Genomic DNA, 26,143 nt, shown 5'->3' with positions numbered 1-26,143 from the left:
TTTTTTATGCCTGAATTTTTGCCACATCTTGTCTGGCAAATCCTGCGCCGAGCAGGCAGTTATGCTGCTGTAACCCTTCTGTTAATTTCTTGTTACTTAAACCAGAGAGTTTGTAAAGTGCAATGGTGATGGAGGTCACATTAATCTCACCTCTGGCAGGCTAAAAGGGATAAAAAACCAAGGAAGCAGTTATGAGCCAAAGTGAAACTTTACAAAAGCCGCCAAAAGGTGCGGCCAGAACCATTTTCAATGTTACCAGCGGTAACTTCCTTGAAATGTACGATTTTATGGTGTTTGGCTACTACGCCACGGCCATTTCCAAAACCTTTTTCCCCGGAGACGATCCCTTCTCCTCATTAATGCTGACACTGATGACCTTTGGTGCCGGCTTTCTGATGCGTCCTCTGGGGGCGATTATTCTGGGAGCGTACATTGACCATCATGGCCGTCGTAAAGGACTGCTGTTAACGCTTGGGCTGATGGCGTTAGGCACGCTGACTATCGCACTGGTACCGGGTTATGCCACCCTGGGTGCTGCCGCACCGATACTCATTTTACTTGGTCGCTTATTGCAGGGTTTTTCTGCCGGGGTAGAACTGGGCGGCGTTTCGGTTTATCTGGCCGAAGTGGCACCGAAAGGGCGTAAAGGGTTCTTTGTCAGCTGGCAGTCCGGTAGCCAGCAAATCGCGGTGATCTTCGCGGCTCTGCTGGGGCTGGGGCTGAACCATCTGCTCTCACATGATGAGGTGACCGAATGGGGCTGGCGTATTCCGTTTGTCGTGGGCTGCCTGATCGTCCCTTTCCTGTTCTATATTCGTCGCATGCTGGAAGAGACCGAAGCCTTTAGTCAGCGTAAACACCATCCATCAATGACCGACATTATGCGTTCCGTCGCCAGTAACTGGGCACTGGTGCTGGCCGGTATGCTGATGGTGGTGACTACCACGGTGATGTTTTACATGATCACCGCGTTCACCCCAACCTTCGGCAAGACCGTATTAATGATGAGTGACAAACAGGCCTTTATGGTGACGCTGTTTGTGGGGATTTCCAACCTGTTCTGGCTCCCGGTGATGGGCGCGCTGTCTGACCGCGTAGGTCGTCGTCCGCTGCTGCTGACGTTTACGGTATTGATGATTGCCACCGCCTGGCCCGTGCTGCACTGGATGGTTGGCGCGCCGAGCTTCGGCCACCTGCTGGCGGCGGAGCTCTGGCTCTCCTTCCTGTACGCCAGCTACAACGGCGCGATGGTGGTTTATCTGGCAGAAATTATGCCCGCCGAGGTGCGTGCCGCCGGTTTCTCGCTGGCTTACAGCCTGGCCACGGCGCTGTTCGGTGGCTTCACGCCCGCCGTTTCCAGCTATCTGATCCACGCCAGCGGCGATAAGGCGATGCCCGGCGCGTGGCTGACCTTTGCGGCCATTTGTGGATTGATCGGGACATTACTGATTGGCCGCATGGTGAAACAGTATCGCGCCCGCCATAGCGGAACCCCCGTCAGCGCGCCGCTCTAAAACGCGATATCCACCACGACGCTGTCGGTATAATTCCCTGCAGGCGGCGTATTTTGGGTGGTGAGGACACGCGCAGTGTAGTTGTAGCTGCGCGTCAGCCCATCGGTACTGACGGTATCCGCCGCCGTGCTGCTTACCCGTTCCGTGCCACTCGGTCCCCAGCGATTACTGGTCGTTCCTTTATAAATCTCGTAACTCAGTCGGTTCGTCCCACTCGCCATATTACGTACGCTGCTTACCGCGTTATTGCCGTTGCTTAACCCCACTGTATAGGTGCTGCCTTTACTGCACAGGACATTGATGGTTTGTGACACGCTGCCAAAACTGGCGACCAGCGGTGCGCTGCCAAAGCTGATATTGGGCGCGGTGATGGCGGTACAGTCGTTGCTGAGCACCACGGTAACAGTAATGGGAATGACGCCGCTGCCGGTTTGCGGTGTGAGACACAGGCCAACAGCCGAAACGCTGGTACAGATGTTGTAGGTGACCGTCATATTCAGCGTCACCGTGTAGGTCCCGGCGGCCACGGTTTGCCCGGTGAGGGTGCGCAAATAGACCGGAATGGCAAAGTTGAGACTACCCAGCAATCCCGCCAGGTTGATTAAGGTGGCGGAGTTGTAGACAAACGCAGGTCCGCCAATGGTGAGCTCACTGGCACAGGCGCTGTCGGTACATAACCGCACCGGAATGTTGTCGCTGCCGGTATCGCCGCTCCGTTTGAGGATGCCGCGCGTCCCATTGGCGTTGCTGGCGCTGGTCAGCTGAAAGGTGATCTGGTTATTGCTCAGCAGCGACAGCGCGCTGCCGGCCCCGCAGTTGACGTCAGCATTGGTCGAGGTGCTACTGACCGTGGTGTTAGCCACAAAGGTGGTCACACTGCCAAAGCTGGCGCTGGAGGCGGGCAGGGCACAGGCGGCATAACTCAGCGAGGGTAACAGCAGCAGGCAAAGCAGCAACATTAGCGTTTTCATGGGGTGATTCCGGCAGTGGCGTTATCGGGATTAGGCACGGATGCGCCTCTGGGGAGCGGCGGCAACGGGCAGGTAAGCGGGCCATACGTTTTGAGTGCCTGCGGCTGACCGCCAGGCAACGTCAGGATCGTTTCGCAGGCGCGACCATCAGGGGCGATCACGCGGATGGGATTGGTGGCACCCAGTTCTTCCATCCAGACAATACCGTCCCAACCCACATAGCCCGTAGCCCGTCCCGGCCGAATCACCTGGCTGGACACGGGCAGCGGCTTATCCTGACCGTCATGCAGTATCACGCTGGCGGCGCGCAACCGCTCGACCGGGAAGTTCAGCAAAAACCCACTTTGCCGTTTAACGGCAAAGCGCTGCTCGACGTTGGGCACCGTCATATCGGCGGGCAGATCGAGCGTATCGATGTCGTATTTAGCGGGATAGTAGCTGCTGATCGACGGCACCAGCAGATAGCCCTGGCGGTCAGTGCGTCCCATCGACTGATTTTCATAGCGCACATTCACGTCAGGGTAATGGGTTTTCACCACCACAAACGCATCGTTAATGGTGTTAGCGGCAAACACCTGGCTGTCCATTAACACCACCGAGCCGGACACATCGGCCCACTGGGTGAGGTTGTCGTCATCGCCGTAGAAGCCGGCAGAGGTATCGATCTTGTTATTGCGGTAACGCAGACTGCCCTGGCGATAGTCGCCACTGTTGCCGCCCTGGTTCGCCCAGGAGGCATCCCAGGCGAATCCGCCATCGCTGGGCATGGCGCGGGATAAATACGCCCGCTGGCTTTGTTGACCCTGTTGATCGCGTTCGACGCTCAGGGAAGCATTACTGTTTTCACCAAACGGAATCACCAGCGAGACTGCGCCGCTCCATTCTCCCTGCTCTCTGTCGCGGCTGGCGGAGACATACAGGCTGGCATTGCCCCACAAATTTTTACTCCAGGAGAGGTTCCACAGGCGGGTACGCTGGTTATCGCCGCTGGCAATGTCGATCCAGGCCGCGCCCAGACTGCCATAGCGATTGAGCGACACGCTGGCGGTGTACTGCGCCGTGCGCCGTGCCAGGCTGTAGCGGTTATCTGCATAGAGGGCGTTGCTCTGGCTACTCACCAACGCCAGGTTGCCAAAGCCCGCGCTGCGCACCGTATGCTGAGTGCCCAGGCTGAAACGGCTGGTGTTGTATTGATAACCCCAGCTGTACTGATTGCCCGACTCGCTGTCCAGGTGGCTCTGTGCGGCGGCTCCGTTGATCACGCCCCAACTGCCGACTTTAAACAGGGCACCTGCGCCGCCCATGGCCAAATCGCGGCTCCCTTCACCATGGGTTTCCAGTGTGAGCCAGTCTGTCAGGCCATAGCGCCACGAGCCGCTCATCGCGGCCGCACCGTAATCGGCGTTTTTGATGCCGTAATTTTGCCGAAGCGCACCGGCTGAAAAGGCGTAGTCAGACAGGCCTGGCTTGAGCAAGTTACTGGACACATAGAACGGCAGCGTCGTGACGACCTGACGACCCACCGCATCCGTTGTTGTAATCACGGCGTCACCGGCACCGTTAACGAAAGGCACGTTAGTGAGCGACCAGGGGCCGGGCTGGACATTCGCCTGAGTAGAGCGGTAGCCATTGACAAACAGATCCACCGTTGACGGCACCGCCGCCTGGCCAAAAAAGGCAGGCAAGGGATAGGTGATCAGATCCGGCCGCACGCTAAAGTCGCGGGCAATCTGGATGCCGCCGAGCCGCACGCTGCTGCTCCATGACAGCGCATCGGTAGTCAGATCCCCCACCCGCCAGCTCAGTATGGCGTTTTCATCTTCATTGCTCCACCAGGTGTCGTAGCGAATGTAGCCGTCATTCTGGTAGCGATTCTGTCCTTCCAGCTGCTGCTGTAAAACGCCATTGCTGGAGAAGTGCCCGGCGGGACCAAACACGCGCAGCTCATTAAAGGCGGCCAGACGCGTGCCTGCCACATCGGTGCGCGTGGCATAGAGATCGTAATTGAACAGCGCCCCGGTACTCACGCGTCCGGGGAAGCGCGACCCGTTCCTTTCCTCACCAATGGTCTGTTCAGGCAGCCAGCCGGGCGGCACGGTCAGCAACAGGCGCTGACGGCGATCGTCGTACTCCACGTTGACCCCGGCGAGCTGATTCACATCGACCTGCTGTTGCCCCTGAATCTTCTCCGCCGGGATTCCCGCGCGTTGTAAGTCGCCTGCCCGCACCAGGAAGTGGCCGTTTTGTTGCTCCACGGGCACAATATCGCCACGTGACAGCTGATTCACCACCAACTCCAGCATATAGCGCTGGCCCGTGGCCCCGTTGTCAACGGGCGGCGGCGGGGGAAGCGACGTAAACGTTTCTGCCCACACAAACGTGGGCACCAGACAACACAGACTCGCAATGGCGAGCGCAACGGGATGCGGGGAATACGGCTTCATTGCGATTTACTGCGCCGCGGCGCTGCGCCACTGTCCGGTGTTGGTCTCTGCGCGCAGTTCACCGCTGACGGCGGATCTGAGCGGAAAGCGCTGTGTGCTGTTCGCCAGCACATAACCATAGAGGCCGTTGCCGAGCCGCTGGCCACCAATGGTGACATTGCTGAGTCGGGCATGGCCGTTACCGCGATTCGTCAGTTCCAGGTAGCGCTTACCGCCCGCATTCACCTGACGCCAGCTCAGGGCGGGTTTTGCATTGTCGCGCACCAGACCGTTGCCATAGACAAAGAGCGGCACCGAATAGCGCATCTGAAAATTGAGCCCGGCCTGATTATCGCCAACGGCACGTGGCGTGGGGATTTCATCCAGCACAACGCGATAGGCCATTTCCTGTCCTGCGGCAGGCGGGATCTGTTTAATCAGACGGACCAGTTGCTTTTGCCCCGGTTCAATGCGCACTAACGGGGGACTGGCAACAATCTGCTGCTGGGTCTGATACTGCTCCTGGTTGTTCGTTTGCTGCCAGGCAAAAATGCGCACCTGCATCAGCGTGGTAGTATTGCCTCGGTTTTCCAGCCACAGTTCACTGGCCTTATCTTCCGGATCGATGGCCGGATCGATGGGCCAAATCATTACGGAATTTGCACCCTGAGCCTGAGGCAACACCAGAAAAGCGAACAGAAAAAACAGGGCACGCAGGGATGGCATGGTAAAGCTCCTTTTTCATCACCAGGTCAGCGTGACGCTGAGGGTGTCAGAATAAACCCCGGCGCTTGTCGGACCGGGTAATTGCAGCAAGCCGTAAATAGGTAACGTAATGTTGTTCGCGTTGCTGTAACTCAATGGCACGGCTGTGTTCACCGGAATCGGCGTGGTGTGTGCAGCATTGCTGTAGAGGTAATAAGGAATCGTGTTGGTATTGTTCGCCAGCTTCAGGTTACGGGCCGTGGTGTAATTGCTGCCGCCGTTGATGGTCATGCTCAGCGTCGTACCCGGCGTGCAGGCCAGGTTAATCGTGGAACTTTGTACATAGCTGGCGCTGACGCTGCTACTGGCCAGCCCCGACTGGGTGCCAAAATTGAGCGTGCCGAAGATCCCCGTATTGGTGCCGGAGATCACGCAACCTGCCACGATTGACGCTGAAACCTGGAATGTTGTGGAGCTGGTCGTAATGCTCCACCCATTCATACACACGATCAGCAGCAACCCGCCAGCGGTGAACGAAACAGGTGACCGTCTTACCGTCATCTGCATCTACGCCAACACAGGCACTTAATAGTTCACGGCAACGTTAATCGTGTCGGTATAAGTCCCGGCCGGGATCACCGGATTAAATCCGCCGCCTACCACACGTCCATAGATCGCGTAATTGGTGCCGAGGGTCGGATCGGTCGTCCCGCTGGGCGCAATATTCGTGTTGTTGGCGATGGCGGTCGTAAAGGACGCATCGCTGTAGAGGGTATAAGCGATGCCTTGAGTATTATCGGCGCCCAGCACCAGATAGCGTGGCGCAGAAGAAACGGTACCGTAGACGGTTCCCGGTGCTGCGTTACTGCTGGTCACCTGAACGTTAAACGTTTGGCCGGTCGTACAGCGCACATAGATGCCGTTACCCGCCGCGCCGACCAGCGTAGCGTTCAACGTACCAAAGGTGGCTGCGCTGCTACCGAAGTTCAACGAACCGAAGTTGACGCCAGAGGTGGCCGACTGGCCGTTCACCAGACATCCCGTGGTTAATGTTAGCGTAGCGTTAATTGCACCTGTGGTAGTGGCAGCAAACGTCGCGGACGGCAGGGTGGTAGCAACACCGGCAGCTAACAGAAAAAGCTTGAATTTCATAACCATTCCTTACTGATTATTTAGGGTCAGTGCTTTTTCACCTGATGGTATAATGCAAAAACCTCGAAAAAATAACATTAAATCGCCAGATAACAGCAACCTGCCGTCACTCTCTCCAGCGCCCCAGGAAAAAGGGGCGCTGATTTATATTAGTTTTTTTTACTATACATCAGCGCAGGCAAAGTGGCGAAACTCATCGATAAATTTTTTATTATTTTGTTACATTGCCTGCCGCAACGGCGAATCGACAGGCGATCACGGGCTGAAGACGCAGAGCCGCAGAACTGTTTTGCCTGTCTGTGGTGTCGCTGTTATGTCTCCGTCAGTTTGGTATGAGAAAGAAGCGCATGCGGGATGTGAGGCTGAAAAGCGGCAGATGCGCTATCTTTGAATAGCTGCTGTCTGCCCGTGCGGTAAAGGTCGTCAGTGCAGGCATAACGTTGTGGTCAGGCAGCAAAACGGCGGCTCATATGCCAGCTAAAAGAATTGATTGAGCCGGACGCTTGCAGGTATCGGAAAGCGCTATTAAAAAAGCCTAATTTAGTCGTTTCCCGCGCCGATAAAAGGGTAACAAGGCGAAAATTCCTTTTCATCATCTCTTTAACAGCGGCGTGTTCGGCGCTATTCGGAAATCACTATGTTAGTGGCCTCATACAACTCATTCATTGTCGTCATTTCGGTCTTAGTGGCGATGCTGGCTTCATTCACCGCGCTGGATATGGCGGGACGGGTTGCGACCTCAACCGGTAAAGTGGCCCTGGCGTGGCTCTTTGGCGGTGGCTTTGCCATGGGGATAGGGATTTGGGCCATGCACTTCATTGGCATGCTGTCCATGGACCTGAACATGATGATGAGTTACGACGCCTCGCTGACGGCGCTGTCCGCCGGCATTGCGGTGTGCGCATCCATCTTCGCCTTGTGGCTGGTTTGCCAGGGCAACCTGCCGCTGTTCCGCTTGCTGGGCGGCGCGATTGTCCTGGGCTGCGGCATTGTCGCGATGCACTACACCGGCATGGCCGCGCTGATGCTTTCACCGGGTATTCGCTGGAACTGGGGCTGGGTCGCGGCTTCAGTCATTGTTGCCCTTGTGGCCTCGGTGGCCGCACTGTGGCTGGCTTTTAAACTGCGCGAAGGCCCACAGGGGCGAATTGCCGCCTTGCGGCTGTGTGCCTCTATCGTAATGGGGGCCGCGATTGCCGGCATGCACTATACCGGCATGATGGCGGCGGAGTTCCCGATGGGGAGCCACACGATGTCATCCGGCGTCAACAGCAACTGGCTGGCGATTGTCGTCACGGTAGTAACCCTCGCCATACTGGGGATTACGCTGCTGGTTTCCATGCTGGATGCCCGTATGCAGGCGCGCACCTCGATCCTGGCCAGCTCGCTGGCTGAAGCCAACCGTGAGCTGGCACAACTGGCGCTGCACGACAACCTGACCCGGTTGCCAAACCGTATTCTGCTCGAAGATCGCCTTGAGCAGGCCATCAATAAAGCGAATCGTGAAAGCACGCAGTTTGCGCTGATGTTTATGGACCTTGATGGCTTCAAGGCCGTAAACGATGCCTTTGGTCACCACATCGGTGACAGCCTGTTGATCAGCGTCACCAAAAGAATGAGTGACCAGATGAAAGGCTACTACACGCTGGCACGTCTGGGCGGCGACGAGTTTGTACTGCTGATTGAAATTACCGAGCCGAATGATGCGGCGGCGGTCGCCGATCAGCTGGTTAAGGCCGTTGACCGCCCGTTCCCCATTTCGCGTTACGATCTGGTGGTGTCACTGAGCATTGGCATTGTTGTCTATCCCGGTGATGGCGAGGATGAGCGCGAGCTGATGTTTAATGCCGATGCCGCGATGTACCACACCAAAAACAATGGCCGAAACGGTTACACCTTTTTCCAGCCTTCTATGAATCTGCTGGCACAGAGCCAGTTACAGTTGAACAACGACCTCTGGCATGCGCTGGACAATGATGAACTGCGCCTGTTTTATCAACCCAAATACTGCGCACCGCACGGCCCGATTCTGGGCTTCGAAGCGCTACTGCGCTGGCAGCATCCCCAGCATGGCCTGCTGTCGCCGGATCGCTTTCTGCCGATAGCGGAAAAAACCGGCATGATTGTGAATATTGGGGGATGGGTCATTAACGAAGCCTGTCGCCAGCTGCATCAGTGGCACCTGCAGGGCCATCAGACGTGGTCAGTCGCGGTCAACCTGTCGGCGCTGCAGTTTGAGCAAAGCAATCTGATCGACACCGTTAAGCTGGCACTGGCGACACACCAGATTCCGGCGGAGCTGTTGACGCTGGAGGTGACCGAAACCACCGCCATGCGTAATCCCGATGAAAGCGTGCGGATTCTGACCGAACTGACGCAGTTGGGCGTGAAAGCCTCGATTGATGATTTTGGTACCGGCTATTCCAGCCTGTTGTATCTTAAACGCCTGCCTGCAAGTGAGCTAAAAATTGACCGCGCCTTCGTCAACGAACTGGAGCATCATTCTGAAGATGCCACCATTGTGTCGGCCATTGTGGCACTGGCGCAGTCATTGCAGTTAAAAGTCGTGGCAGAGGGCGTGGAAACGTCGGAACAGCAAGCGTTTCTGACCCAGCTTGGCTGTAATACGCTGCAGGGCTATTTGCTCGGTAAACCGCTGCCACCCGATCGGATCGATGAGCTGAAGGAGTTTGTCGGCCCGCACGCTACTGAGCCTGCCGCACTGTAAGTGTAAGGCCCGCCAGGGATTTTTGTTAGCGCTGATCAACATGCTAAAGTGGCGCCTCTGCATCAGGAGCGACAGGCCGTGGCGAAATATCAGCGATTAATGGATGACATTCAGCAGCAAATAGAAGCCGGTATCTGGCCGCCAGGTACCCGGCTCCCGTCGCTGCGCCAGCAGGTCGCGCGTCAGGGGCTGAGCCTGATGACGGTGCTGCACGCCTACGAACTGCTGGAAAGTCAGGGCTGGATCGTTTCGCGTCCGCAGTCAGGTTATTACGTCGCGCCCCGTGCCCTTGCCGCCGCGCCGCTCAGCGTTGCCATCAGCGAACGGGTCGATATTAATGACTTCGTGTTCGATGTGTTACAGGCCTCGCGCGATCCCGCCATTGTGCCGTTTGGCTCAGCTTTTCCCGATCCGGCGCTGTTCCCGCAACGTCCGCTGATGCGTTCGCTGGCAAATGTCTCGCATCAGCTCACGCCCACGGATGCACTGCATAACCTGCCGCCGGGCAACGCGACATTGCGCCAGCTCCTGGCTCAGCGCTATGCCCGCCAGGGCATCACCTTGTCGCCCGACGAAATCGTGATAACCAGCGGCGCACTGGAAGCCCTGAACCTCAGCCTGCAATCGCTCACCGAACCGGGTGACTATGTGGTGATCGAACAGCCCAGTTTTTATGGTGCCCTGCAGGCCATTGAGCGCCTGAAGCTCAAGGCGCTGGCGATCCCGAGCGATACCCAGCACGGCATCGACCTGCAACAGCTTGAAGACGCGCTTCAGCGCTGGCCGGTTAAAGCCTGTTGGTTAATGACCACGCTGCAAAATCCCCTCGGCGTGACCTTAACGCCGGCGCGTAAAGCGCAACTGGTTGCCCTGCTGGAACGCTATCAGGTGCCATTGATTGAAGATGATGTCTACGCAGAGCTATGGGACGACAACAGCACACCGCCGTTGCCCGCTAAAGCCTGGGACAGCCAGGGGAATGTGCTGCACTGCGGTTCCTTTTCGAAATCGCTGGTGGCGGGGTTCCGTGTCGGTTGGGTCGCGGCCGGGCGGCATGCGCAGCGAATTCAGCGCCTGCAACTGATGAGCACACTCTCGACCAGCGCGCCGATGCAGTTGGCGTTAGCCGATTTCCTGGCGACCCGACGTTACGATAATCACCTGAAACGGCTGCGGCAAAGTCTGGCTAAGCGTCAGCAACTGGCGCGCCAGGCCCTGATAAAGGTGCTGCCTGCGCAGTCAACGGTCAGTGACGCGGCGGGGGGCTATTTTTTATGGGTGACGTTGCCAGACAGTATTAATACCACACAGCTGTATCAGCGTGCGCTGGCAGAAGGGATCAGTATTGCACCGGGACAGATGTTTGCCGCAGGCGAACAGTTCAGTCACTGTTTTCGGCTTAACACCGCCTGGCCGTGGGATACGCGGGCCGAGGCGGCGGTGGTCACGCTGGGCAGGTTAATGGCAGAGATGGCGCAGGATTAAACCTGAGCGGCCTGACGATGTCCCCAGGTCAGGTAATACACATCGTAAAAGTCCACTTCACCTTTCTGCTTCAGCAAACGGGTAATGCCGCTTTTCACACGCTCTGGCGCATCCGGCAGTGACAGGATGCGGGAGACCGCCTGTTCAGGGACGGGCTCCACGTAATACCATTCGCCGTTGTAGCAAACCCGCAGATCCAGAGCATCAATATCCTCAAAACGGTATTTAGGATTGATGTCCAGCAACATCAGAAAGCTCATCACCAGCACAAATGCCGTCGCAAACCAGAACGCGGGCCAGCCCAGCATATCCGTGGAAAAAATCAGCGCGACGCACAGGCCATAGCACAGGTACATCACTGCCCACAGTCCGGGATGGGTTTTTAAAAACGAGAAGCTGAAACGCGGCAAATTATCGCGGCGTCCTTCACGGTTTAGCGTATTAATTTCGTCGATTAAGATCTGTTTAATGGCGTCCATCGTTCCCCTCACTTTCAACTGATAGCGATTAGAACAGATAACAGTCAACTTGTTCAGACACAGATTACGCCCGTTTTTCTATAACAGTTGCGCCAATGCCTCCTTGCGCGCCGCAATCCGGCGTAGGGCGTGCGGAGCCAACTGACTAAAATAGTCGACAGCCGGTCCCATCAGCGCTTCGTCAGGATTAAAGGCCGGATGATGAAGCCCCGATTCACTGGCACTGCCAATGCTGACAAATGCCCCCGGCACCTGCTGCAGGTAAAAGGCAAAATCCTCACCTCCCATCAGCGGTATTTCAGCCCGTTCGGCGCGATAACCGCTTTGGGCAGCCTGTTGCAGGGCAAAGTCGGCCCATTCCGGGGTATTCAGCAGCGCAGGCGGTCCCGTTATCCACGCCAGTTCAGCGCGCGCGCCAAAGCCCGACGCGATGCCCTGAATCAGCGCGGTCATGCGTTCAGGCATGTGCTCACGTATGGTCGCATTGTGCGTACGTACCGTACCTTCCAGTTCCACCTGCTCTGGCAGCACATTCCAGGTATTGCCGGCGGTAAAGCGGGTGACGCTTAATACCACCGTGTCCAGCGCGCTAAAGACGCGAGCCGGTAGCGTTTGCAGTGCCGAAACGATATGACTGGCGATCACGATGGCATCAATGCCTTCCTGCGGTCGGGCGGCATGCGCACCTTTACCCAGCACCCGAATGGTGAAGCGGTCAACATTGGCGTAAAACGCGCCGGGGCGGGTGCGCAGCGTACCCAGCGGCAAATCCGGCGCGTTATGCAGACCAAAAATAGCCTGTACGCCCGTCAGTGCACCGGCATCAATCAGCTGTCTGGCGCCGTCGAACGTTTCTTCTGCGGGTTGAAAAAGAATGCGTACCCGGCCAGGCAGGGCGGCTTCCTGCTGTTTCAACTGATGCGCAACGCCAAGCATGACTGACGTATGAATATCATGTCCGCAGGCGTGCATGACGCCGGGCCGCTGAGATTTCCAGGGCACGTTCACCGCCTCGTCAATGGGAAGGGCGTCAATGTCGGCGCGAAAAGCAATCAGCGGCTCGCCCTGACCAATCTCCACCACCACACCTGTCGTTAACGGCAGGGGCAACAGACGAATATCCGCCTGCTGTAACCAACGGGTAAGACGTTCCGTGGTCGCAAACTCCTGATGAGAGAGCTCGGGATGCTGATGCAGTTCACGCCGCCACTGCACCAGTTTTTCCGTTAAAGAAGTCATGATTCTCCTGATAACACAGGCTGAGACCCGGTCAGCAAAATCGGCCGCGTTGTCTTTAAATATGATTGGGCTGCCAGCGATAATCCGGTAATACCGTAAGGGCACTGTCGTTCCGCGATAATGGCGTTTGGATAAAAGCTTGCTGCGCGTTGTTCTTTTCACGCGTCTCAGGCGCAGGAATATTATTCAGGCATGAACCGCTGTCAGAATACGTCTGATTAGATGTGTGGTCTGGCGTGGCAGGCGGGATAGCCGACAGTCTTTTTTTTGAAAACCCACCCGATTTCAGAACGTTTTCCCGTATCAGGCCAATGATGTTGTTCATCCTTCTTTTCCTCTTGAAACGCGGTATTTTTACAATGGTTTCATCATTAAACGTTCTGTCTGTCAGATAAAATAAGGAATAGCGCAAAGCTTAGTAAAAATACGCAAATGCCTGAGATATGTTGCCGGGTTTATTTCCACAGGTCGTCTAAACAGGGAGTCGGAAATAACGTTATTCTCTGCCTAGTTTTTATTATTTTAAATTCTATTGCCGTTTTTTAACTTCATATTCTCATAATTGTTGTTTTACGAAATATAACGTTCTCGCCACACTAGCTTTCAAAGGAAATAAGCGAGGGCAGGTGAATGGCATATCAGTTAAGTCTGTTAGATAAAGCGCCCGTGGCGGAAGGGGAATCGCCCGCCGCGGCCCTGCAACGTACGCTGCGGCTGGCGCAACAGGCCGAGAAATGGGGCTATCACCGCTTCTGGCTGGCTGAGCATCACAACATTGAACAGCTGGCGAGTCCGTCACCCGAAGTGTTAATCGCCTGGATTGCGGCACAAACGACGCGCATCCGGCTGGGATCGGGTGGCGTGATGCTGCAGCACTACAGCCCTTACAAAGTGGCAGAAAATTTCAATGTACTGGCCTCGCTGGCCCCCGGACGTATCGATCTGGGTATTGGTAAAGCACCGGGCGGCCTGCCGCTTTCCACCCGGGCGCTGCAGCGCGGTGTGCATCAGGATGAAAAAGGCAGCTTTGCGGAACAACTGCGCCAGTTAGCACACTGGCTGGCACCCGGCGCGGCGCAAGAGGATAAGGACGAAACGTTACGCGCCACGCCGATACCGGCGCGCCCGGCGCAGCGTTTTTTGTTGGGTGGCAGTGAACAGAGCGCACAGCTGGCGGCAGAGCTGGGCTGGCAGTTTGTCTTTGCCGCTCACATCAATGGCGATCGCCCGTTACTTGAGCGTGCACTGAAGACCTATTCACATCTGACCCGCGGCAAGCAGGCACTGGTGGCGGTACAGGTTGTGGTGGCGGATTCTCCCGCCCAGGCCGATCTGCTGGTCGCGGGGCTCAAACAGTTCCATGTCCAGGTTAAAGACGGGCCGGGCGTCAATGTTGCCAGTCTGGAACAGGCCGAACGTTATGTCCGTCAGGGTGGATTCACGGACTACCTGATTGAGCCGCGCACGCCCTCGCTGCTGAAAGGCACGGCCTCACAGGTTCACGCGCAGCTTGACGCGCTGCATCAGAACTTCAGCATTGATGAATTCGTTATCGACACGCCGGTTGCCGATGCGCGCGCCCGATACCGGTCTCTGGAATTACTGGCAACCCATCAATGGGTCGCTGCCTGAATCGCCGAGGTCATGATGAGTCTGAACGAAGCACAGCTAATTGAATGGCGACGTGAACTGCATACCTGGCCCGAACTTTCCGGTCAGGAATTTGCCACCACCGCGCGCCTTCGCCAGTGGCTCCAGGCCGCCGGGGTTCGCTTACTGGATTACCCACTGGCAACCGGCGTGGTGGCGGAAATCGGCCAGGGTGAAAATCTGATCGCACTGCGTGCCGATATTGACGCGTTGCCAATCCATGAAGCCAGCGGCGTCAGTTTTCATTCCCGTCAGCCCGGCGTCATGCATGCCTGCGGTCACGATCTCCATACTGCCGTCATGCTGGGCGCTGCACTTGAGCTGCAGACAAGGGCGCATCAACTACCAGGACGGGTACGTATTTTATTTCAGCCCGCCGAAGAGATCGCACGCGGTGCCAGACAGTTTATTGAGGCCGGCGTGCTGGAGGGCGTTCAGGCAATTTTTGGCATGCATAACGAGCCGGGCCTGCCGAGCGGCACCTTTGCCACGCGCAGCGGTGCGTTTTATGCCAATGCAGACAAGTTCGTCATTCAGGTTACCGGCAAAGGCGCGCACGCGGCGCATCCTGAGCAGGGCGTGGATGCCATTGTGGTGGCCAGCCAGATTATTCAGGCTCTTCAGACGCTGACCAGTCGCAGCTTCAATACGCTCGACAGCCTGGTGCTCAGCGTGACCCGCATTGATGGCGGCAAAACCTGGAATGTATTGCCGGGTTCTGTGGAATTTGGCGGCACTGCCCGCACCCACGACCTGCAACGCCGTGCCGAACTGGAAGACCGTGTGCGCACGCTGGTGGAGCACATCGCCCGGGCCAGCGGCGCGCAGGCCAGTCTGAGCTGGCACGCCGGACCGCCCGTGCTGATCAATGATGCGCAGTGGGCGCAGTTTACCAGCGAAGTAGCGCACGATGTCGGCTATCGGGTACAGATGGCTGACCTGCATCTGGGGGGAGAAGACTTTGCCTTCTACCTGCAGCAGGTGCCCGGTGCCTTTGTCAGCATTGGCAGCGGCAGCGACTTTGGTCTGCACCATGCCGGTTTTACACCCGATGAAGCGTCGATCGCGCCCGCTGCCCACTACTTTGCTCAACTCGCGCAGCAGGCCCTGCGCCATCTTCATGACCGATGTCGTGAACCCGCCCTGAATTAAGTTCCACTTCCTGACGACCTGTGCGGCTTGTCGCGGACAACCGCCTGGCATTGTGACGCAGAAAAAAGAGAGTAATCATGACCACAAGACAGCTTCGACTGGGTACCCTGTTGCACGGTGCCTCGGGTAACATGTCCGCCTGGCGCCACCCGGCCGCTCAGGCGGATGCCAGCATCAGCTTCGACTATGCCAAAAAAATCGCGCGTAAAGCCGAGCAGGGCAAACTGGACTTTCTGTTTGTCGCCGATGGTCTGTTTATCAATGAAAAATCGATTCCTCACTTCCTGAACCGTTTTGAACCTTTAACGCTGCTCTCGGCGCTGGCCGGCGTTACGGAACATTTAGGGCTGGTGGGCACGGTCTCCACTTCCTATAGCGAACCTTTTACCGTGGCGCGCCAGTTCGCCAGCCTGGATCATCTGAGCGGTGGCCGCGCGGGCTGGAACGTCGTCACCTCGCCACTCGAAGGGTCGGCAAAAAACTTTTCCCGCCAGCAGCACCCGGAACACGCTTTGCGTTACCGCATTGCCGACGAATACCTTCAGGTAGTGAAAGGGCTGTGGGATTCATGGGAAGAGGATGCCTTCGTTCGCAACAAAGAGAGTGGCCAGTTCTTCGATCCCGCCAAACTACACACACTGCATCATCACGGCGATTTCTTTCAGGTACAGGGACCGCTCAATATTTCACGCACGCCGCAGGGACGGCCTATCATTTTCCAGGCCGGCGCGTCTGACGACGGTAAAAAGCTGGCGGCGCGACATGCCGATGCCATCTTTACGCACCAGCCGACGCGGGAAGAAGCCCAGGCCTTTTACCGGGATGTGAAGCAGCAGCTGGTGAAAAACGGACGGCAACCGGACGATTTGCATATCTTTCAGGGCGTCAGCGTCATTGTGGGTCGCGATGCAGAGGATGTGGAGCAGCAGTATCAAACTACCGCTGCGCTGGTCTCGATTGATGATGCGCTGAATTATCTCGGCCGCTTCTTCGATCACCATGACTTTTCCCAGTATCCACTCGATGCGCCGTTCCCCGACGTTGGCGACATCGGCCAGAACAGTTTCCGCAGCACCACCGACGAAATTAAACGCAAAGCCCGTGAACAGGGACATTCACTGCGCCAGGCGGCACTGGAAGCCGCCACGCCACGGCCGCTGTTTCATGGCACGCCAGCGCAGGTTGCCGACGGCCTGCAGGCATGGTTTGAGAGCGAGGCTGCAGACGGTTTTATCATCAATGGCGGTACGCCGGATACGTTTGAGCGCTTTGTTGATGAAGTGGTGCCTGTTTTGCAGGCGCGTGGCCTGACAAGACGTGAGTATCCGGGGCGCACACTGCGTGACAGCTTCGCCTTGCCCAAGCCGGTCAATCAGTTCACTTTGCAATAAGGACCTTTGCTATGCAGAAAAAAATCCTGATGGCGCTGATGCTGCTGACGGCCAGCGCTACCAGCCATGCGGAAAGCACCAGCGTCGCGGTAAATGGGCAGCGCGTCAGTCTTGAAGCCAATAAAACGCCTGTCCATACCGTAAAGAATGCGCAGGCCATCGCACAGTTGCCCGCCGGTTATCACTTTGCTGTGCCGGGTTCGTTCACGGTGGCGGTGGCGGCCCTGAACTCGCCGCCGCTCACCGTTTTCTCGGACGACAATACCACGCTGTTGGGGAGCGAAGTCGATATCGCGCGACTGGTCGCAGACAGCCTGGGATTAAAGCTCAACGTGGTGCCCACCTCGTGGGAAGACTGGCCGCTGGGCGTGGCGTCCGGAAAATATGATGCCGCCATTACCAACATCACCGTGACGAAGGCGCGCAAAGCGAAATTCGATTTTGCTACCTACCGCAAAGATTCGCTGGGGTTCTACGTAAAAACCAGCAGCCCGATTAAATCACTCACTCAAGCCGACGATATCGCCGGGCTGCGCATCATTGTCGGTTCCGGGACCAATCAGGAGGCCATTTTACTGGCCTGGGACAAACAAAATCAGGCCAAAGGGCTTAAACCGTTTATACCCATTTATACCAAAGACGATGCGGCACAGACGCTGGCGCTGCAGGCCGGACGTGCAGATGCCTATTTTGGCCCTAACGTGATTGGCGCCTGGAAAGCCGCGCTCAACGGTAAGACTCGTCTGGTCGGCAGTGTGGATGGCGGCTGGCCCAAGGCGGCGCATATCGCCGTGACGGTGAAGAAAGGCAGCGGCTTAGCGCAACCTGTCAGTACGGCGCTGAACGGCGTCATTCAAAATGGCGCTTACCAGAAGGTACTGGATCGCTGGGGCGAAGGCGTTGAACGCATCGACCATTCCGAAATTAATCCACCCGGTCTGGGTGACTGAGGCGCACACGATGAGTCAACAGCAATTCCGTGAACTGTCACCTGATGCACCAGAGTTAGAGCCCATTCTCACCGGCTTATTTGCTGAATATGCGGCCCGCTATGGCGATTACTTCAGCCGCCACAAGGAGCAGGAAAAAACCGAATGGTATCTGCCGCCGCACGGCTTATTCATCGTGCTGGAGCGCGACAAGGAGATTATCGCGATGGGGGCGTACAAACCTTACGACGCGCAGACGGCAGAGCTGAAGCGAATCTGGACGCGTGGCGATCTCCGGCGACAGGGGTTAGCCCTGGTGGTGCTGAAAGAGCTGGAGCGACGGGCCCTGCGCGCCGGTTATCAGCGGCTGTTTCTGACTACCGGTTTCCGGCAGCCCGAGGCCGTTCGCTTATATACCGGCCACGGCTATGAGCCGCAGTTCGATCTGAGTGGCGATCTGGAGCGTTACGGGCAGCCACCGCACGATGGCCGCTTACGGTTTATCAAAGTGATCGGCGTGCACAGCGTTGCGCAGGCAAGTTAAGGAGTCAGTATGAACCCTCATCAACATTTACATGTCGTGCCTGCCCGTTATCCTGCCCGCACGCTGGGCGCGGTGGTCGCGCTGTTTATCCTGGCAGGCGTGGTGCAGTCGGTCGCGTTTAATCCACGCTGGGAATGGGGCGTGTTTGCCCGCTGGTTCTTTGATCCCGTCATTCTGCATGGTCTGGGGCAAACGCTGCTGCTAACGCTGTTGGGCACGGTATTCAGCCTGCTTTTAGGCGGGCTACTGGCGCTGGCGCGGCTGTCGTCGTCCTGGCTGTTAAGCAGCCTGGCGTGGGGATACATCTGGCTGTTTCGATCGCTGCCGCTTATCGTGGTGCTGATCATTCTCTATAACTTCTCTTATCTCTACGACACGCTGTCCATTGGCGTGCCTTTTACCACGCTGTCCTGGGGCCATTTTCAGACGATTAACGTGCTGGGGCAGTTTCCGGCGGCCGTCATTGGCCTGACCCTGGTCCAGGCGGCCTACAGTGCAGAGATCATCCGGGGTGGTTTTCTGGGCGTTGATCACGGTCAGGTGGAAGCGGCTTCCGCACTCGGGCTGTCTGCCACGCGGCGCACCTTCCGCATTATTCTGCCCCAGGCCCTACGCGCCATTATTCCCACGGCCTTTAACGAAATTATCAGCCTCGCGAAGGGCACGGCAATGGTCTATGTGCTGGCGATGCCGGAACTGTTTTACACCATTCAGATGATCTACAACCGCAACCAGGAGGTGATCCCCTTACTCATGGTCGGTGCGGCCTGGTATCTGATTATCACCACCGTTCTGTCACTGATTCAGCACAGCGTCGAACGCTGGCTGGCGCGTAGCGTCAACCGTGAACCCCAACCGTCGCGCTGGCGACAATGGCGCAGCCGCGTCACAACGCTCAATCCTGTTGAGGAGATCAGCCATGTCCGAAGCCATTGATTACCGCGTAGCGCATCGTACCGGGGCCATCAGCATTACCGGGGTCAGCAAACGTTTCGGCAAGCTTAAGGCGCTGGACGACGTCTCGCTGGAACTTGAACCCGGTTCTGTGACGGTGATTCTGGGGCCATCCGGTTCAGGAAAGTCGACCCTGCTGCGCACCATCAACCATCTGGAACGCGTGGACGAAGGCTTTATTCAGATCGACGGTGAGTACATCGGTTATCAGCGTCGGGGAAATACACTCTATGAACTGAAGGCGCGAGCGATACTGCGCCAGCGCGTCAACGTTGGCTATGTTTTTCAGAACTTCAATTTGTTTCCTCATCTCACGGTGCTGGAAAATTTAATCGAAGCGCCGATAGCGCACCGGCAGCTCTCAAAACGTGAGGCGATCATCCGGGCTGGCGAGCTACTGGAGACGGTCGGCCTGCGCCATAAAGCGGATGCCTGGCCGCGTCATCTGTCGGGCGGTCAGCAACAACGCATTGCGATTGCCCGGGCCCTGATGCTGCAACCCCGTGTCATGTTGTTTGATGAGCCGACTTCCGCGCTGGATCCTGAACTGGTAGGCGAGGTGCTGGATGTGATTAAAAAACTGGCCCGCTCCGGCACCACCCTGGTTATCGTGACGCACGAGGTTGGCTTTGCCCGTGAAGTTGCCGACAACGTGGTGTTTATGGTGGACGGGAAAATTGTCGAGCAGGGCAGCAGTGCCCAGGTGCTAAACCATCCACGTCATGAACGCACCCGCCGCTTTCTGGCACGCGTATTATAAGGAGCCGATATGAAATACGCGTCTCTCACGCTGTTAGCGGTGTTGGTGAGCGGTACGGTATGCGCCGAAGAAAGACGGGATGCCGCCCAGAATGAACAGCCCATTCATGCGCCCGTGAACCCGGAAGCGGTGAGAAAAATCCCGGCGAATTTTTCGTTTGTGGAGCCGGGCACCTTGACCGTCGCCACCTCGGCTATCCACTCACCGCCGCTGGCGCTGCTGGCGTCGGATAACGTGACGCGCATTGGCAGCGATCCGGACATTGCCCGCCTGCTGGCAGACAGCCTGGGACTCAAACTGAAACTGGTGCCGGCCTCCTGGGAGGACTGGCCCCTGGGCATTCGCGCAGGCCGCTATGACGTAGCCATGTTTAACATCGCAGTAACCGAAGAGCGAAAGCAGAAATTTGATTTCGCGACCTATCGTGCCGATAACCATGCCTTTTCGGTCAAAGCTGACAGTCCCCTCCGCGCGATCACCTCACCGGCGGACGTGGCAGGCAAACGTATCATCGTGGCCTCGGGGACCAATCAGGAACGCATTCTGCTGAACTGGGACGCACAGAATCGGGCGAAGGGCTTGCCGCCGGTTACGCCGATCTATCTGACCGATGATGCTTCAGCCACGCTGTATCTGCTATCTGGGCGGGCCGATGTGATGTTTGGTCCACATTCTGTGGCGGCCTGGAAAGTCGCCTCACGGGGCCAGACGAAACTGGTGGGCCAGGGGCCGTTTCGCGCCTGGGTTGCCGTCACGACGAAAAAGGGCAATGGCCTGGCGGCGGCGCTGCAAACTGCACTCGATGGCACGATTGCAGGCGGACAATATCAGCAGGTTTTGCAACGCTGGGGTGAGCAGGATGAGGCGATCACCCATTCCACGATTAACCCACCCGGTATTGTGTACTGATTCAGGGCCTGCAGGCGGATTTTCCCCCACAGGCCCTGACAGTCCAGTGCCAGCACGGGCGAATAATCCCGTCTCATCTGACAGAAGAAGGCTGCGCGGTCAGCCTGTTTTCGCTCATCCCTTCCTGATATAAACAGGCTGCATGGCCGGTTGCCCTGGCAGGTTTTCCCGGCCTGCTCAGCGACGGGCGCATTGTGTTGCGCGTTTTACAGATTAATCCTACCACGATACAAAGCCTTACCGACTTAAGGTGGAATTGTTAACAATTAATTTGGCTTTGGTTAGCGAGTTTGGATGATTGTGTAAATTGTGATGCATGGCGCACATTACATCACCTGCGACCTTTGTCACACTATAGAAAAAAGGAGACATTGTATGACTGCCCAAACTTCCAGTCTGATGTTGCTGATGTCTTTCGCCGCAGGGACATTTTCAGCCGGTGCATCGAATAACCCGCAACATTTGATGTTCGCCAGCCCGTCTGCTGGCGTGCCCAATAATCCGTTGCCGCTCATCATCTGGCCGCGCGTTGTGCCTGAAGAGGAAGAGGACATCGCGCGCTGGTTTGAGACGACGTTTGAAAAAAATGGCTGGCCTTCGGACTGGCGCGATCAGATCTTCCCCTACATGCACTATCATCCCAACACGCATGAGCTGCTGGGTGTGGCGGAAGGCTGGGCTGAAGTGCTGTTTGGTGGGGACAGCGGCCGTATGATTACCCTGCGGGCGGGCGATGCCGTCCTGATTCCTGCGGGCGTTGGGCACCGTCAGGTGTCGGCCAGCGAAGACTTCGTGGCCGTGGGCGCGTATCCCGAGGGCCTGAAGCCCGAGATTCTGCGCGACGAAATCGGCCTGCTCAAACTGTCGCAGGAAAAAGTGAAAAAAGTGCCCCTGCCAACACGCGATCCCTTCACAGGCAAAGCCGGGGCGATGACGGAGATCTGGAATCCCGTTGCCACCATCATGCACCAGCAGTAAGGCAGGGACCCGCTGCCCCGCCGCTGCACGGTTGCGCTGCCGTTTTTTACGCCGCGCAACCGCCCCTTGTTTCTCCCGGCAAGGGCAAGTGACTGCCACGTCATAGCCGACTTTTCCCCCTTTACGCCGCGTTTCGCTCTGGCGAAATTGTCTTTATTAACATGCTGTTTTTAGTAAATAAAATTCGTATTTACATGCGTTCTCAGCAGACTGTGCTGACAATTTTGCCCTTCGATTTGTCCCGATTCATAAAAGTGCAAACATCGCGACTTACTTTCGCTGTATCTCTGGGACAGGCACGAAAGGTTAACTATGTTTTCAGTCGATCAGGTTATTGAGAGTTTCTGGCCTAACCAGCGTCCTGCCAACTGGCAGAAACGGATGCTGAAGTGGGTGTTGCGTGAAGATGAATTCCAGCGCTTTGCCGCGCGCTATCCGCACCTGAAAGGGCTGGATATGGTGGAGCAGGTACTGGAACACCTTGATGTACGCTGCGAACTCAGCGAGCGCGATCTGGAACAAATTCCGCCGCGCGGCCCGGTCGTGGTGGTGGCGAACCATCCGCTGGGCACGATTGATGGCATGGCACTCCTGCATGCGATCTCTCAGGTGCGCCGTGATGTCAAAATCGTGGCAAACCGGTTGATTATGTTACTGGAGCCGCTCAACAGTCTGATGTTGCCTGTCGACAACATCGGTAACCGTACCAGCCGCCAGCAGCTGCAACACATGCAGCAGCACCTCAATAATCAGGGCGTACTGATTATTTTCCCTGCCGGGGAAGTTTCCCGTCTCACCAGCGCGGGCGTTCGCGACCGTGAATGGCATCACAGCTTCCTGCGCCTTGCCGCGAAAGCCCGCGCACCGCTGGTACCGGTGCACGTTGAAGGGCGTAACAGCTCCCTGTTTTACACCACCGCCAAAGTCGCCCCACCGGTGGCGATGCTGATGCTGGTGCGTGAAATGTTTAAACAGCGCGGCATGCGCATCAAACTGCGCATTGGGGCACAGATTCCGTTCGCGCACTGGCACGACGGTCATACGCCAGGCAAAGAGCTGGCAAAACGTGTGCGTAAACATGTCTATCGCCTGGGGCAGGGGAAAAAGGGGCTGTTCCAGACCGAATCCGCTATCGCCCTGGCGGAAGACCGCGCTGAACTGAAGAAAGCGCTACTGCAAAGCGAGCTGCTGGGAACGACCACCGACGGTAAGCAGATCTATCTGTGGAGACGCAACGGCGCAACCTGGGTGCCAATCCTGCGCGAGCTGGGCCGGTTGCGTGAAATTGCGTTTCGCGCCGTGGGCGAGGGCAGCGGACGTCGTCGTGACCTGGACAGCTACGATGATGACTATTATCACCTGATTCTGTGGGATGACGCCGAACTGGAAATCGTCGGTGCCTACCGGTTTATTCCGGGTGGCGAACAGCTGGAACGGCGCGGAATGGAAGGTCTCTACAGCCACAGCCTGTTCCATTACGATGAACGGATGATCCCGATCCTGCGCCAGGGCATCGAGCTGGGCCGTAGCTTTATTCAGCCAGCCTATTGGGGCAAACGTGGACTGGATTACCTCTGGCTCGGCATTGGTGCCTATGTCGCCAAATATCCCGAAGTACGCTATCTGTTCGGGCCGGTCTCGATTTCAGGCACCATGCCGCTGGCGGCGCGTGATTTGCTGGTGGCGTTCTACCGCATCTACTTCCCGACAGATTTTCCGCTGGCCACCTCACGCTGCCCGTATCCGGCCTCGCTGCCTGACGTGCTGGCACAGTTCAGCGGTAATGATTACAAAGAGGATCTGCAGCGGCTGAAACAACTGCTCAGTAACCTTGGCGCCGCGATTCCGACCCTGTACAAACAGTACTGCGAAGTGTACGAGCCGGGCGGCGTGCAGTTTATTGATTTCGGTAGCGATCCCGATTTTAACAACTGTATCGATGGACTGGTGCTGGCGGATCTCACCAAAATCAAGCCGTCGCGCTACGAACGTTACGTGGCGGTGCATCTGCCGAAGTAGCGGGATGTCACGGTGCTGTCATCAACGTGTCGTAACGTTTAACGCAGGACGTTTATGGCAAAGGCACAGTAGATATGGCCGCACTCTCTCTCACCGGGCTGCATAAGGCCTTCGCGGCGCAGCCGGTTATCCATGACGTAACGCTGAAGATCCAGCAGGGCGAATTTGTCGCCGTGCTGGGTCCGTCCGGCTGCGGCAAGACAACCTTGCTACGCCTGATCGCCGGATTCGAAACCCTGGATCGCGGCGAGATTCGGGTGGACGACACCGTGTTTGCTGCTTCGGATTTTCACCTGCCTCCGGAACGTCGCGATCTTGGCGTGGTGTTTCAAAACTACGCGCTGTGGCCGCACATGACGGTGGCCGAAAACGTGGGCTACAGCCTGAAAGTCACCGGCGTAAACCGAACTGAACGGGCGGATCGCATCCGGCAGGCCTTGACGCTGGTCGATCTGCTGGCGTTTGCCGATCGGCACCCGGCCGATCTCTCCGGGGGCCAGCGTCAGCGCGTGGCGCTGGCGCGTTGTCTGGTGGCCAGGCCACGGCTGGTGCTGCTTGATGAACCCCTGGCTAACCTTGACGTACATCTGCGCGCGGCGATGGAAGACGAATTTCGCCGTTTTCATCGTCACAGCGGCGCGACGCTGATTTACATCACCCACGATCAGCGTGAGGCCATGGCACTGGCCGATCGTATTGTGGTGATGGAGGGTGGTCAGGTGATGCAGTTTGCCTCGCCACAAACCTTGTGGCGCGAACCGGCCAACGAGATGGTCGCCACCTTTATCGATGAAGGACGTGTGCTACCGGTACAGGATATTGAACCCCTGGGGCAGGGCGTGGCATCGGTCATGCTCTGCGGTACGCGACTACGGCTGCGTTGTGCCGCGCAGCAGACAGCCTTACCTTATGGCAAAGCCAGTTTCCATCGCGCCAGTTTCCGCCTGGCCCAGGGCGAAACCGGGCATTTTGCCGCGCAGATCACACGTCTGGTCTACCGTGGCGGTCATTACGACGTCCATCTGTCCCCCTCGGCAGCGCCTGATGTGTCTTTCACCCTGGCCCTCGACGACGTTTCTGCGCTTACGGTTGACGATACCGTCGGCATTATCGTGACTGACGGCTGGATTCTCCCCGCATAAAGGACTTCAGACAGTATGAAAAAGGCTATTTTCACTTCGGTGACCTCGCTGCTGTTTACCGTATTGCTGGCAGGCTCAGCGCTGGCGCAGGCGGCAGACCAGCCCACCGGTAAACTGGTGGTGTACACCTCACAGGCACCGGAAATTGCACAGCAAACGATGGATGCGTTCAAAGCGGCCTATCCCGATATTCAGGTAGAGTGGACGCGCAACGGCACCACGCAGTTAATGAACGTGCTGCATACGGAAATGATGAGCGGCAGAGTCAAGCCTGATGTGCTGCTGGTTGCGGATGCCATTAATCTCGGCGCGCTGAAGAAAGAGCAGCAGCTCTATGCCTATCAGGACGCACCCGTTGGACACCTGAAGCCGTCCTTCTACGATCGTGACAAGACCTTTTTTGGCACCAAGATCATTGCCACGGTCATTGCCTACAACACGCAACGGGCCAAACCGGTCAACAGCTGGAACGCATTGCTCAACGCCGATAACAAAGGGCAAATCGCGATGCCGAGTCCGCTCTATTCCGGGGCGGCCTTGTACAAACTGCATACCGACATCGCCACGCCTGGCATCGGCTGGAACTTCTATAAACAGCTGGCGGCGCTGGGCATTGCGCCGCAGGGAGGCAACGGGCCAGCACTGAAAGCCGTGGCGAGCGGGATGGATAAATATGGCGTGATCACCGATGCCGATATTATCCGGGCGAAAAAGCAAGGATCGCCGATCGATCTGGTGTATCCCAAAGAGGGCGTGTCTTACGTCACCGAACCGGTTGCCATTATGAAATCCGTCCACAACCTGCCCGCTGCGAAAGCCTTTGTGAATTTTTTACTGTCAGAGCAGGGCCAGAAACTGGTGGCCGATCAGGGCAACCGGCCGGTTGACGATCGCGTAGCCGCGCCGGAAGGCTTTGTTCCGGTTGCGCAGATCAAACTGCTGACGCCGGACGTGGAAAAGGCGGTTGCGGATGATGCGCAGGTGCGGGCGCAGTTTACCGCACTGTTCGGAGGCTGAGC

Annotated in this window: 25 protein-coding genes; 16 read left to right on the top strand and 9 right to left on the bottom strand. The window is 57.2% G+C overall.

All coding sequences use genetic code 11. From position 1 onward, the window contains the following. Positions 1 to 4: 4 nt before the first annotated feature. Complete coding sequence (locus RAC65_RS17835; RefSeq protein ID WP_255421309.1) at positions 5 to 139, bottom strand: hypothetical protein; 135 nt, start codon at positions 137 to 139, stop codon at positions 5 to 7. Between the two features lie 52 nt (positions 140 to 191). On the opposite strand from RAC65_RS17835, the gene RAC65_RS17830 reads away from it, so the two are divergent. Then, positions 192 to 1,514 (top strand): MFS transporter, encoded by a 1,323-nt coding sequence (locus RAC65_RS17830; protein ID WP_006118162.1) that lies wholly within the window; start codon positions 192 to 194, stop codon positions 1,512 to 1,514. Here RAC65_RS17830 and RAC65_RS17825 read toward each other — a convergent pair. From RAC65_RS17825 to RAC65_RS17805, 5 genes are read right to left on the bottom strand one after another with little or no spacing between them, the layout of a single operon-like run. Continuing rightward, positions 1,511 to 2,485, bottom strand: a complete 975-nt coding sequence (locus RAC65_RS17825; RefSeq protein ID WP_039342185.1) for a spore coat U domain-containing protein — start codon at positions 2,483 to 2,485, stop codon at positions 1,511 to 1,513. The genes RAC65_RS17830 and RAC65_RS17825 overlap by 4 nt on opposite strands. Beyond that, positions 2,482 to 4,929: a fimbria/pilus outer membrane usher protein gene (locus RAC65_RS17820; RefSeq protein WP_039342188.1), complete on the bottom strand. Its 2,448-nt coding sequence runs from the start codon at positions 4,927 to 4,929 to the stop codon at positions 2,482 to 2,484. The genes RAC65_RS17825 and RAC65_RS17820 overlap by 4 nt, the downstream gene beginning before the upstream one ends. A gap of 6 nt (positions 4,930 to 4,935) precedes the next feature. Next, positions 4,936 to 5,634, bottom strand: coding sequence for a molecular chaperone (locus RAC65_RS17815; protein WP_006118160.1), 699 nt, complete (start codon positions 5,632 to 5,634; stop codon positions 4,936 to 4,938). Between the two features lie 18 nt (positions 5,635 to 5,652). Continuing rightward, a complete protein-coding gene (locus RAC65_RS17810) occupies positions 5,653 to 6,174 on the bottom strand; it encodes a spore coat U domain-containing protein (protein ID WP_006118159.1) in 522 nt (173 codons plus the stop codon). Positions 6,175 to 6,198: 24 nt separating this feature from the next. Then, positions 6,199 to 6,765 (bottom strand): spore coat protein U domain-containing protein, encoded by a 567-nt coding sequence (locus RAC65_RS17805; RefSeq protein ID WP_006118158.1) that lies wholly within the window; start codon positions 6,763 to 6,765, stop codon positions 6,199 to 6,201. Positions 6,766 to 6,817: 52 nt separating this feature from the next. On the opposite strand from RAC65_RS17805, the gene RAC65_RS17800 reads away from it, so the two are divergent. From RAC65_RS17800 to RAC65_RS17790, 3 genes are all read left to right on the top strand, one after another. Continuing rightward, complete coding sequence (locus RAC65_RS17800; RefSeq protein WP_375094204.1) at positions 6,818 to 7,156, top strand: hypothetical protein; 339 nt, start codon at positions 6,818 to 6,820, stop codon at positions 7,154 to 7,156. A 246-nt stretch (positions 7,157 to 7,402) separates the two neighbouring features. Continuing rightward, on the top strand, positions 7,403 to 9,493 hold the full coding sequence (locus RAC65_RS17795) for a putative bifunctional diguanylate cyclase/phosphodiesterase (protein ID WP_375096964.1): 2,091 nt from the start codon (positions 7,403 to 7,405) through the stop codon (positions 9,491 to 9,493). A 78-nt stretch (positions 9,494 to 9,571) separates the two neighbouring features. Further along, complete coding sequence (locus tag RAC65_RS17790) at positions 9,572 to 10,978, top strand: PLP-dependent aminotransferase family protein (protein ID WP_054633191.1); 1,407 nt, start codon at positions 9,572 to 9,574, stop codon at positions 10,976 to 10,978. Here the strand turns inward: RAC65_RS17790 and RAC65_RS17785 are convergent. The 3 genes from RAC65_RS17785 to RAC65_RS17775 form a co-directional block, all read right to left on the bottom strand. Beyond that, entirely contained in the window at positions 10,975 to 11,457 is a 483-nt protein-coding gene (locus RAC65_RS17785) for a YlaC family protein (protein ID WP_006118156.1), read from the bottom strand. The genes RAC65_RS17790 and RAC65_RS17785 overlap by 4 nt on opposite strands. A gap of 78 nt (positions 11,458 to 11,535) precedes the next feature. Then, positions 11,536 to 12,696: an amidohydrolase gene (locus RAC65_RS17780; RefSeq protein ID WP_164482573.1), complete on the bottom strand. Its 1,161-nt coding sequence runs from the start codon at positions 12,694 to 12,696 to the stop codon at positions 11,536 to 11,538. Between the two features lie 55 nt (positions 12,697 to 12,751). Continuing rightward, complete coding sequence (locus RAC65_RS17775) at positions 12,752 to 13,021, bottom strand: hypothetical protein (protein WP_054633151.1); 270 nt, start codon at positions 13,019 to 13,021, stop codon at positions 12,752 to 12,754. A gap of 305 nt (positions 13,022 to 13,326) precedes the next feature. On the opposite strand from RAC65_RS17775, the gene RAC65_RS17770 reads away from it, so the two are divergent. From RAC65_RS17770 to RAC65_RS17715, 12 genes are all read left to right on the top strand, one after another. Continuing rightward, positions 13,327 to 14,328 carry an LLM class flavin-dependent oxidoreductase gene (locus RAC65_RS17770; protein ID WP_375096963.1) on the top strand — a complete coding sequence of 334 codons (1,002 nt, stop codon included), beginning with the start codon at positions 13,327 to 13,329 and terminating at the stop codon, positions 14,326 to 14,328. 15 nt (positions 14,329 to 14,343) lie between these two features. Then, on the top strand, positions 14,344 to 15,498 hold the full coding sequence (locus RAC65_RS17765; RefSeq protein WP_081049507.1) for an amidohydrolase: 1,155 nt from the start codon (positions 14,344 to 14,346) through the stop codon (positions 15,496 to 15,498). Positions 15,499 to 15,575: 77 nt separating this feature from the next. Beyond that, on the top strand, positions 15,576 to 16,889 hold the full coding sequence (locus tag RAC65_RS17760) for an LLM class flavin-dependent oxidoreductase (protein WP_375096962.1): 1,314 nt from the start codon (positions 15,576 to 15,578) through the stop codon (positions 16,887 to 16,889). 11 nt (positions 16,890 to 16,900) lie between these two features. Beyond that, on the top strand, positions 16,901 to 17,839 hold the full coding sequence (locus RAC65_RS17755; protein ID WP_375096961.1) for an ABC transporter substrate-binding protein: 939 nt from the start codon (positions 16,901 to 16,903) through the stop codon (positions 17,837 to 17,839). A 10-nt stretch (positions 17,840 to 17,849) separates the two neighbouring features. After that, positions 17,850 to 18,362: a GNAT family N-acetyltransferase gene (locus tag RAC65_RS17750; protein ID WP_205958821.1), complete on the top strand. Its 513-nt coding sequence runs from the start codon at positions 17,850 to 17,852 to the stop codon at positions 18,360 to 18,362. Positions 18,363 to 18,371: 9 nt separating this feature from the next. Further along, positions 18,372 to 19,298 (top strand): amino acid ABC transporter permease, encoded by a 927-nt coding sequence (locus RAC65_RS17745; RefSeq protein ID WP_375096960.1) that lies wholly within the window; start codon positions 18,372 to 18,374, stop codon positions 19,296 to 19,298. Continuing rightward, on the top strand, positions 19,282 to 20,076 hold the full coding sequence (locus tag RAC65_RS17740; protein ID WP_033739758.1) for an amino acid ABC transporter ATP-binding protein: 795 nt from the start codon (positions 19,282 to 19,284) through the stop codon (positions 20,074 to 20,076). The genes RAC65_RS17745 and RAC65_RS17740 overlap by 17 nt, the downstream gene beginning before the upstream one ends. 9 nt (positions 20,077 to 20,085) lie before the next feature. Then, a complete protein-coding gene (locus tag RAC65_RS17735; RefSeq protein ID WP_375096959.1) occupies positions 20,086 to 20,985 on the top strand; it encodes an ABC transporter substrate-binding protein in 900 nt (299 codons plus the stop codon). Positions 20,986 to 21,360: 375 nt separating this feature from the next. Then, positions 21,361 to 21,963 carry a cupin domain-containing protein gene (locus RAC65_RS17730; RefSeq protein WP_033739757.1) on the top strand — a complete coding sequence of 201 codons (603 nt, stop codon included), beginning with the start codon at positions 21,361 to 21,363 and terminating at the stop codon, positions 21,961 to 21,963. A gap of 312 nt (positions 21,964 to 22,275) precedes the next feature. After that, on the top strand, positions 22,276 to 23,982 hold the full coding sequence (locus RAC65_RS17725) for a lysophospholipid acyltransferase family protein (protein ID WP_033739756.1): 1,707 nt from the start codon (positions 22,276 to 22,278) through the stop codon (positions 23,980 to 23,982). Between the two features lie 74 nt (positions 23,983 to 24,056). Beyond that, positions 24,057 to 25,124, top strand: a complete 1,068-nt coding sequence (locus RAC65_RS17720) for an ABC transporter ATP-binding protein (protein ID WP_039342223.1) — start codon at positions 24,057 to 24,059, stop codon at positions 25,122 to 25,124. Between the two features lie 15 nt (positions 25,125 to 25,139). Continuing rightward, a complete protein-coding gene (locus RAC65_RS17715; RefSeq protein WP_324029751.1) occupies positions 25,140 to 26,141 on the top strand; it encodes an ABC transporter substrate-binding protein in 1,002 nt (333 codons plus the stop codon). The last annotated feature ends 2 nt before the right edge of the window (positions 26,142 to 26,143 follow it).

This window comes from Pantoea sp. BS_8 (assembly GCF_041954965.1).
Lineage (GTDB): Bacteria > Pseudomonadota > Gammaproteobacteria > Enterobacterales > Enterobacteriaceae > Pantoea > Pantoea stewartii.
Note: the sequence above shows the minus strand (reverse complement) of the source record. Positions and strands in the feature narration are given on the sequence as shown.

Bases quoted from the DNA above. Each gene is read 5' to 3' on its own strand.
- RAC65_RS17725 (WP_033739756.1), top strand. From the start codon at position 22,276: ATGTTTTCAGTCGATCAGGTTATTGAGAGTTTCTGGCCTAACCAGCGT.
- RAC65_RS17740 (WP_033739758.1), top strand. From the start codon at position 19,282: ATGTCCGAAGCCATTGATTACCGCGTAGCGCATCGTACCGGGGCCATC.
- RAC65_RS17785 (WP_006118156.1), bottom strand. From the start codon at position 11,457: ATGGACGCCATTAAACAGATCTTAATCGACGAAATTAATACGCTAAAC.
- RAC65_RS17715 (WP_324029751.1), top strand. From the start codon at position 25,140: ATGAAAAAGGCTATTTTCACTTCGGTGACCTCGCTGCTGTTTACCGTA.
- RAC65_RS17780 (WP_164482573.1), bottom strand. From the start codon at position 12,696: ATGACTTCTTTAACGGAAAAACTGGTGCAGTGGCGGCGTGAACTGCAT.
- RAC65_RS17825 (WP_039342185.1), bottom strand. From the start codon at position 2,485: ATGAAAACGCTAATGTTGCTGCTTTGCCTGCTGCTGTTACCCTCGCTG.
- RAC65_RS17795 (WP_375096964.1), top strand. From the start codon at position 7,403: ATGTTAGTGGCCTCATACAACTCATTCATTGTCGTCATTTCGGTCTTA.
- RAC65_RS17805 (WP_006118158.1), bottom strand. From the start codon at position 6,765: ATGAAATTCAAGCTTTTTCTGTTAGCTGCCGGTGTTGCTACCACCCTG.
- RAC65_RS17810 (WP_006118159.1), bottom strand. From the start codon at position 6,174: ATGACGGTAAGACGGTCACCTGTTTCGTTCACCGCTGGCGGGTTGCTG.
- RAC65_RS17760 (WP_375096962.1), top strand. From the start codon at position 15,576: ATGACCACAAGACAGCTTCGACTGGGTACCCTGTTGCACGGTGCCTCG.
- RAC65_RS17775 (WP_054633151.1), bottom strand. From the start codon at position 13,021: ATGAACAACATCATTGGCCTGATACGGGAAAACGTTCTGAAATCGGGT.
- RAC65_RS17730 (WP_033739757.1), top strand. From the start codon at position 21,361: ATGACTGCCCAAACTTCCAGTCTGATGTTGCTGATGTCTTTCGCCGCA.
- RAC65_RS17745 (WP_375096960.1), top strand. From the start codon at position 18,372: ATGAACCCTCATCAACATTTACATGTCGTGCCTGCCCGTTATCCTGCC.
- RAC65_RS17770 (WP_375096963.1), top strand. From the start codon at position 13,327: ATGGCATATCAGTTAAGTCTGTTAGATAAAGCGCCCGTGGCGGAAGGG.
- RAC65_RS17820 (WP_039342188.1), bottom strand. From the start codon at position 4,929: ATGAAGCCGTATTCCCCGCATCCCGTTGCGCTCGCCATTGCGAGTCTG.
- RAC65_RS17815 (WP_006118160.1), bottom strand. From the start codon at position 5,634: ATGCCATCCCTGCGTGCCCTGTTTTTTCTGTTCGCTTTTCTGGTGTTG.
- RAC65_RS17800 (WP_375094204.1), top strand. From the start codon at position 6,818: ATGCAAAAACCTCGAAAAAATAACATTAAATCGCCAGATAACAGCAAC.
- RAC65_RS17830 (WP_006118162.1), top strand. From the start codon at position 192: ATGAGCCAAAGTGAAACTTTACAAAAGCCGCCAAAAGGTGCGGCCAGA.
- RAC65_RS17750 (WP_205958821.1), top strand. From the start codon at position 17,850: ATGAGTCAACAGCAATTCCGTGAACTGTCACCTGATGCACCAGAGTTA.
- RAC65_RS17720 (WP_039342223.1), top strand. From the start codon at position 24,057: ATGGCCGCACTCTCTCTCACCGGGCTGCATAAGGCCTTCGCGGCGCAG.
- RAC65_RS17765 (WP_081049507.1), top strand. From the start codon at position 14,344: ATGAGTCTGAACGAAGCACAGCTAATTGAATGGCGACGTGAACTGCAT.
- RAC65_RS17735 (WP_375096959.1), top strand. From the start codon at position 20,086: ATGAAATACGCGTCTCTCACGCTGTTAGCGGTGTTGGTGAGCGGTACG.
- RAC65_RS17755 (WP_375096961.1), top strand. From the start codon at position 16,901: ATGCAGAAAAAAATCCTGATGGCGCTGATGCTGCTGACGGCCAGCGCT.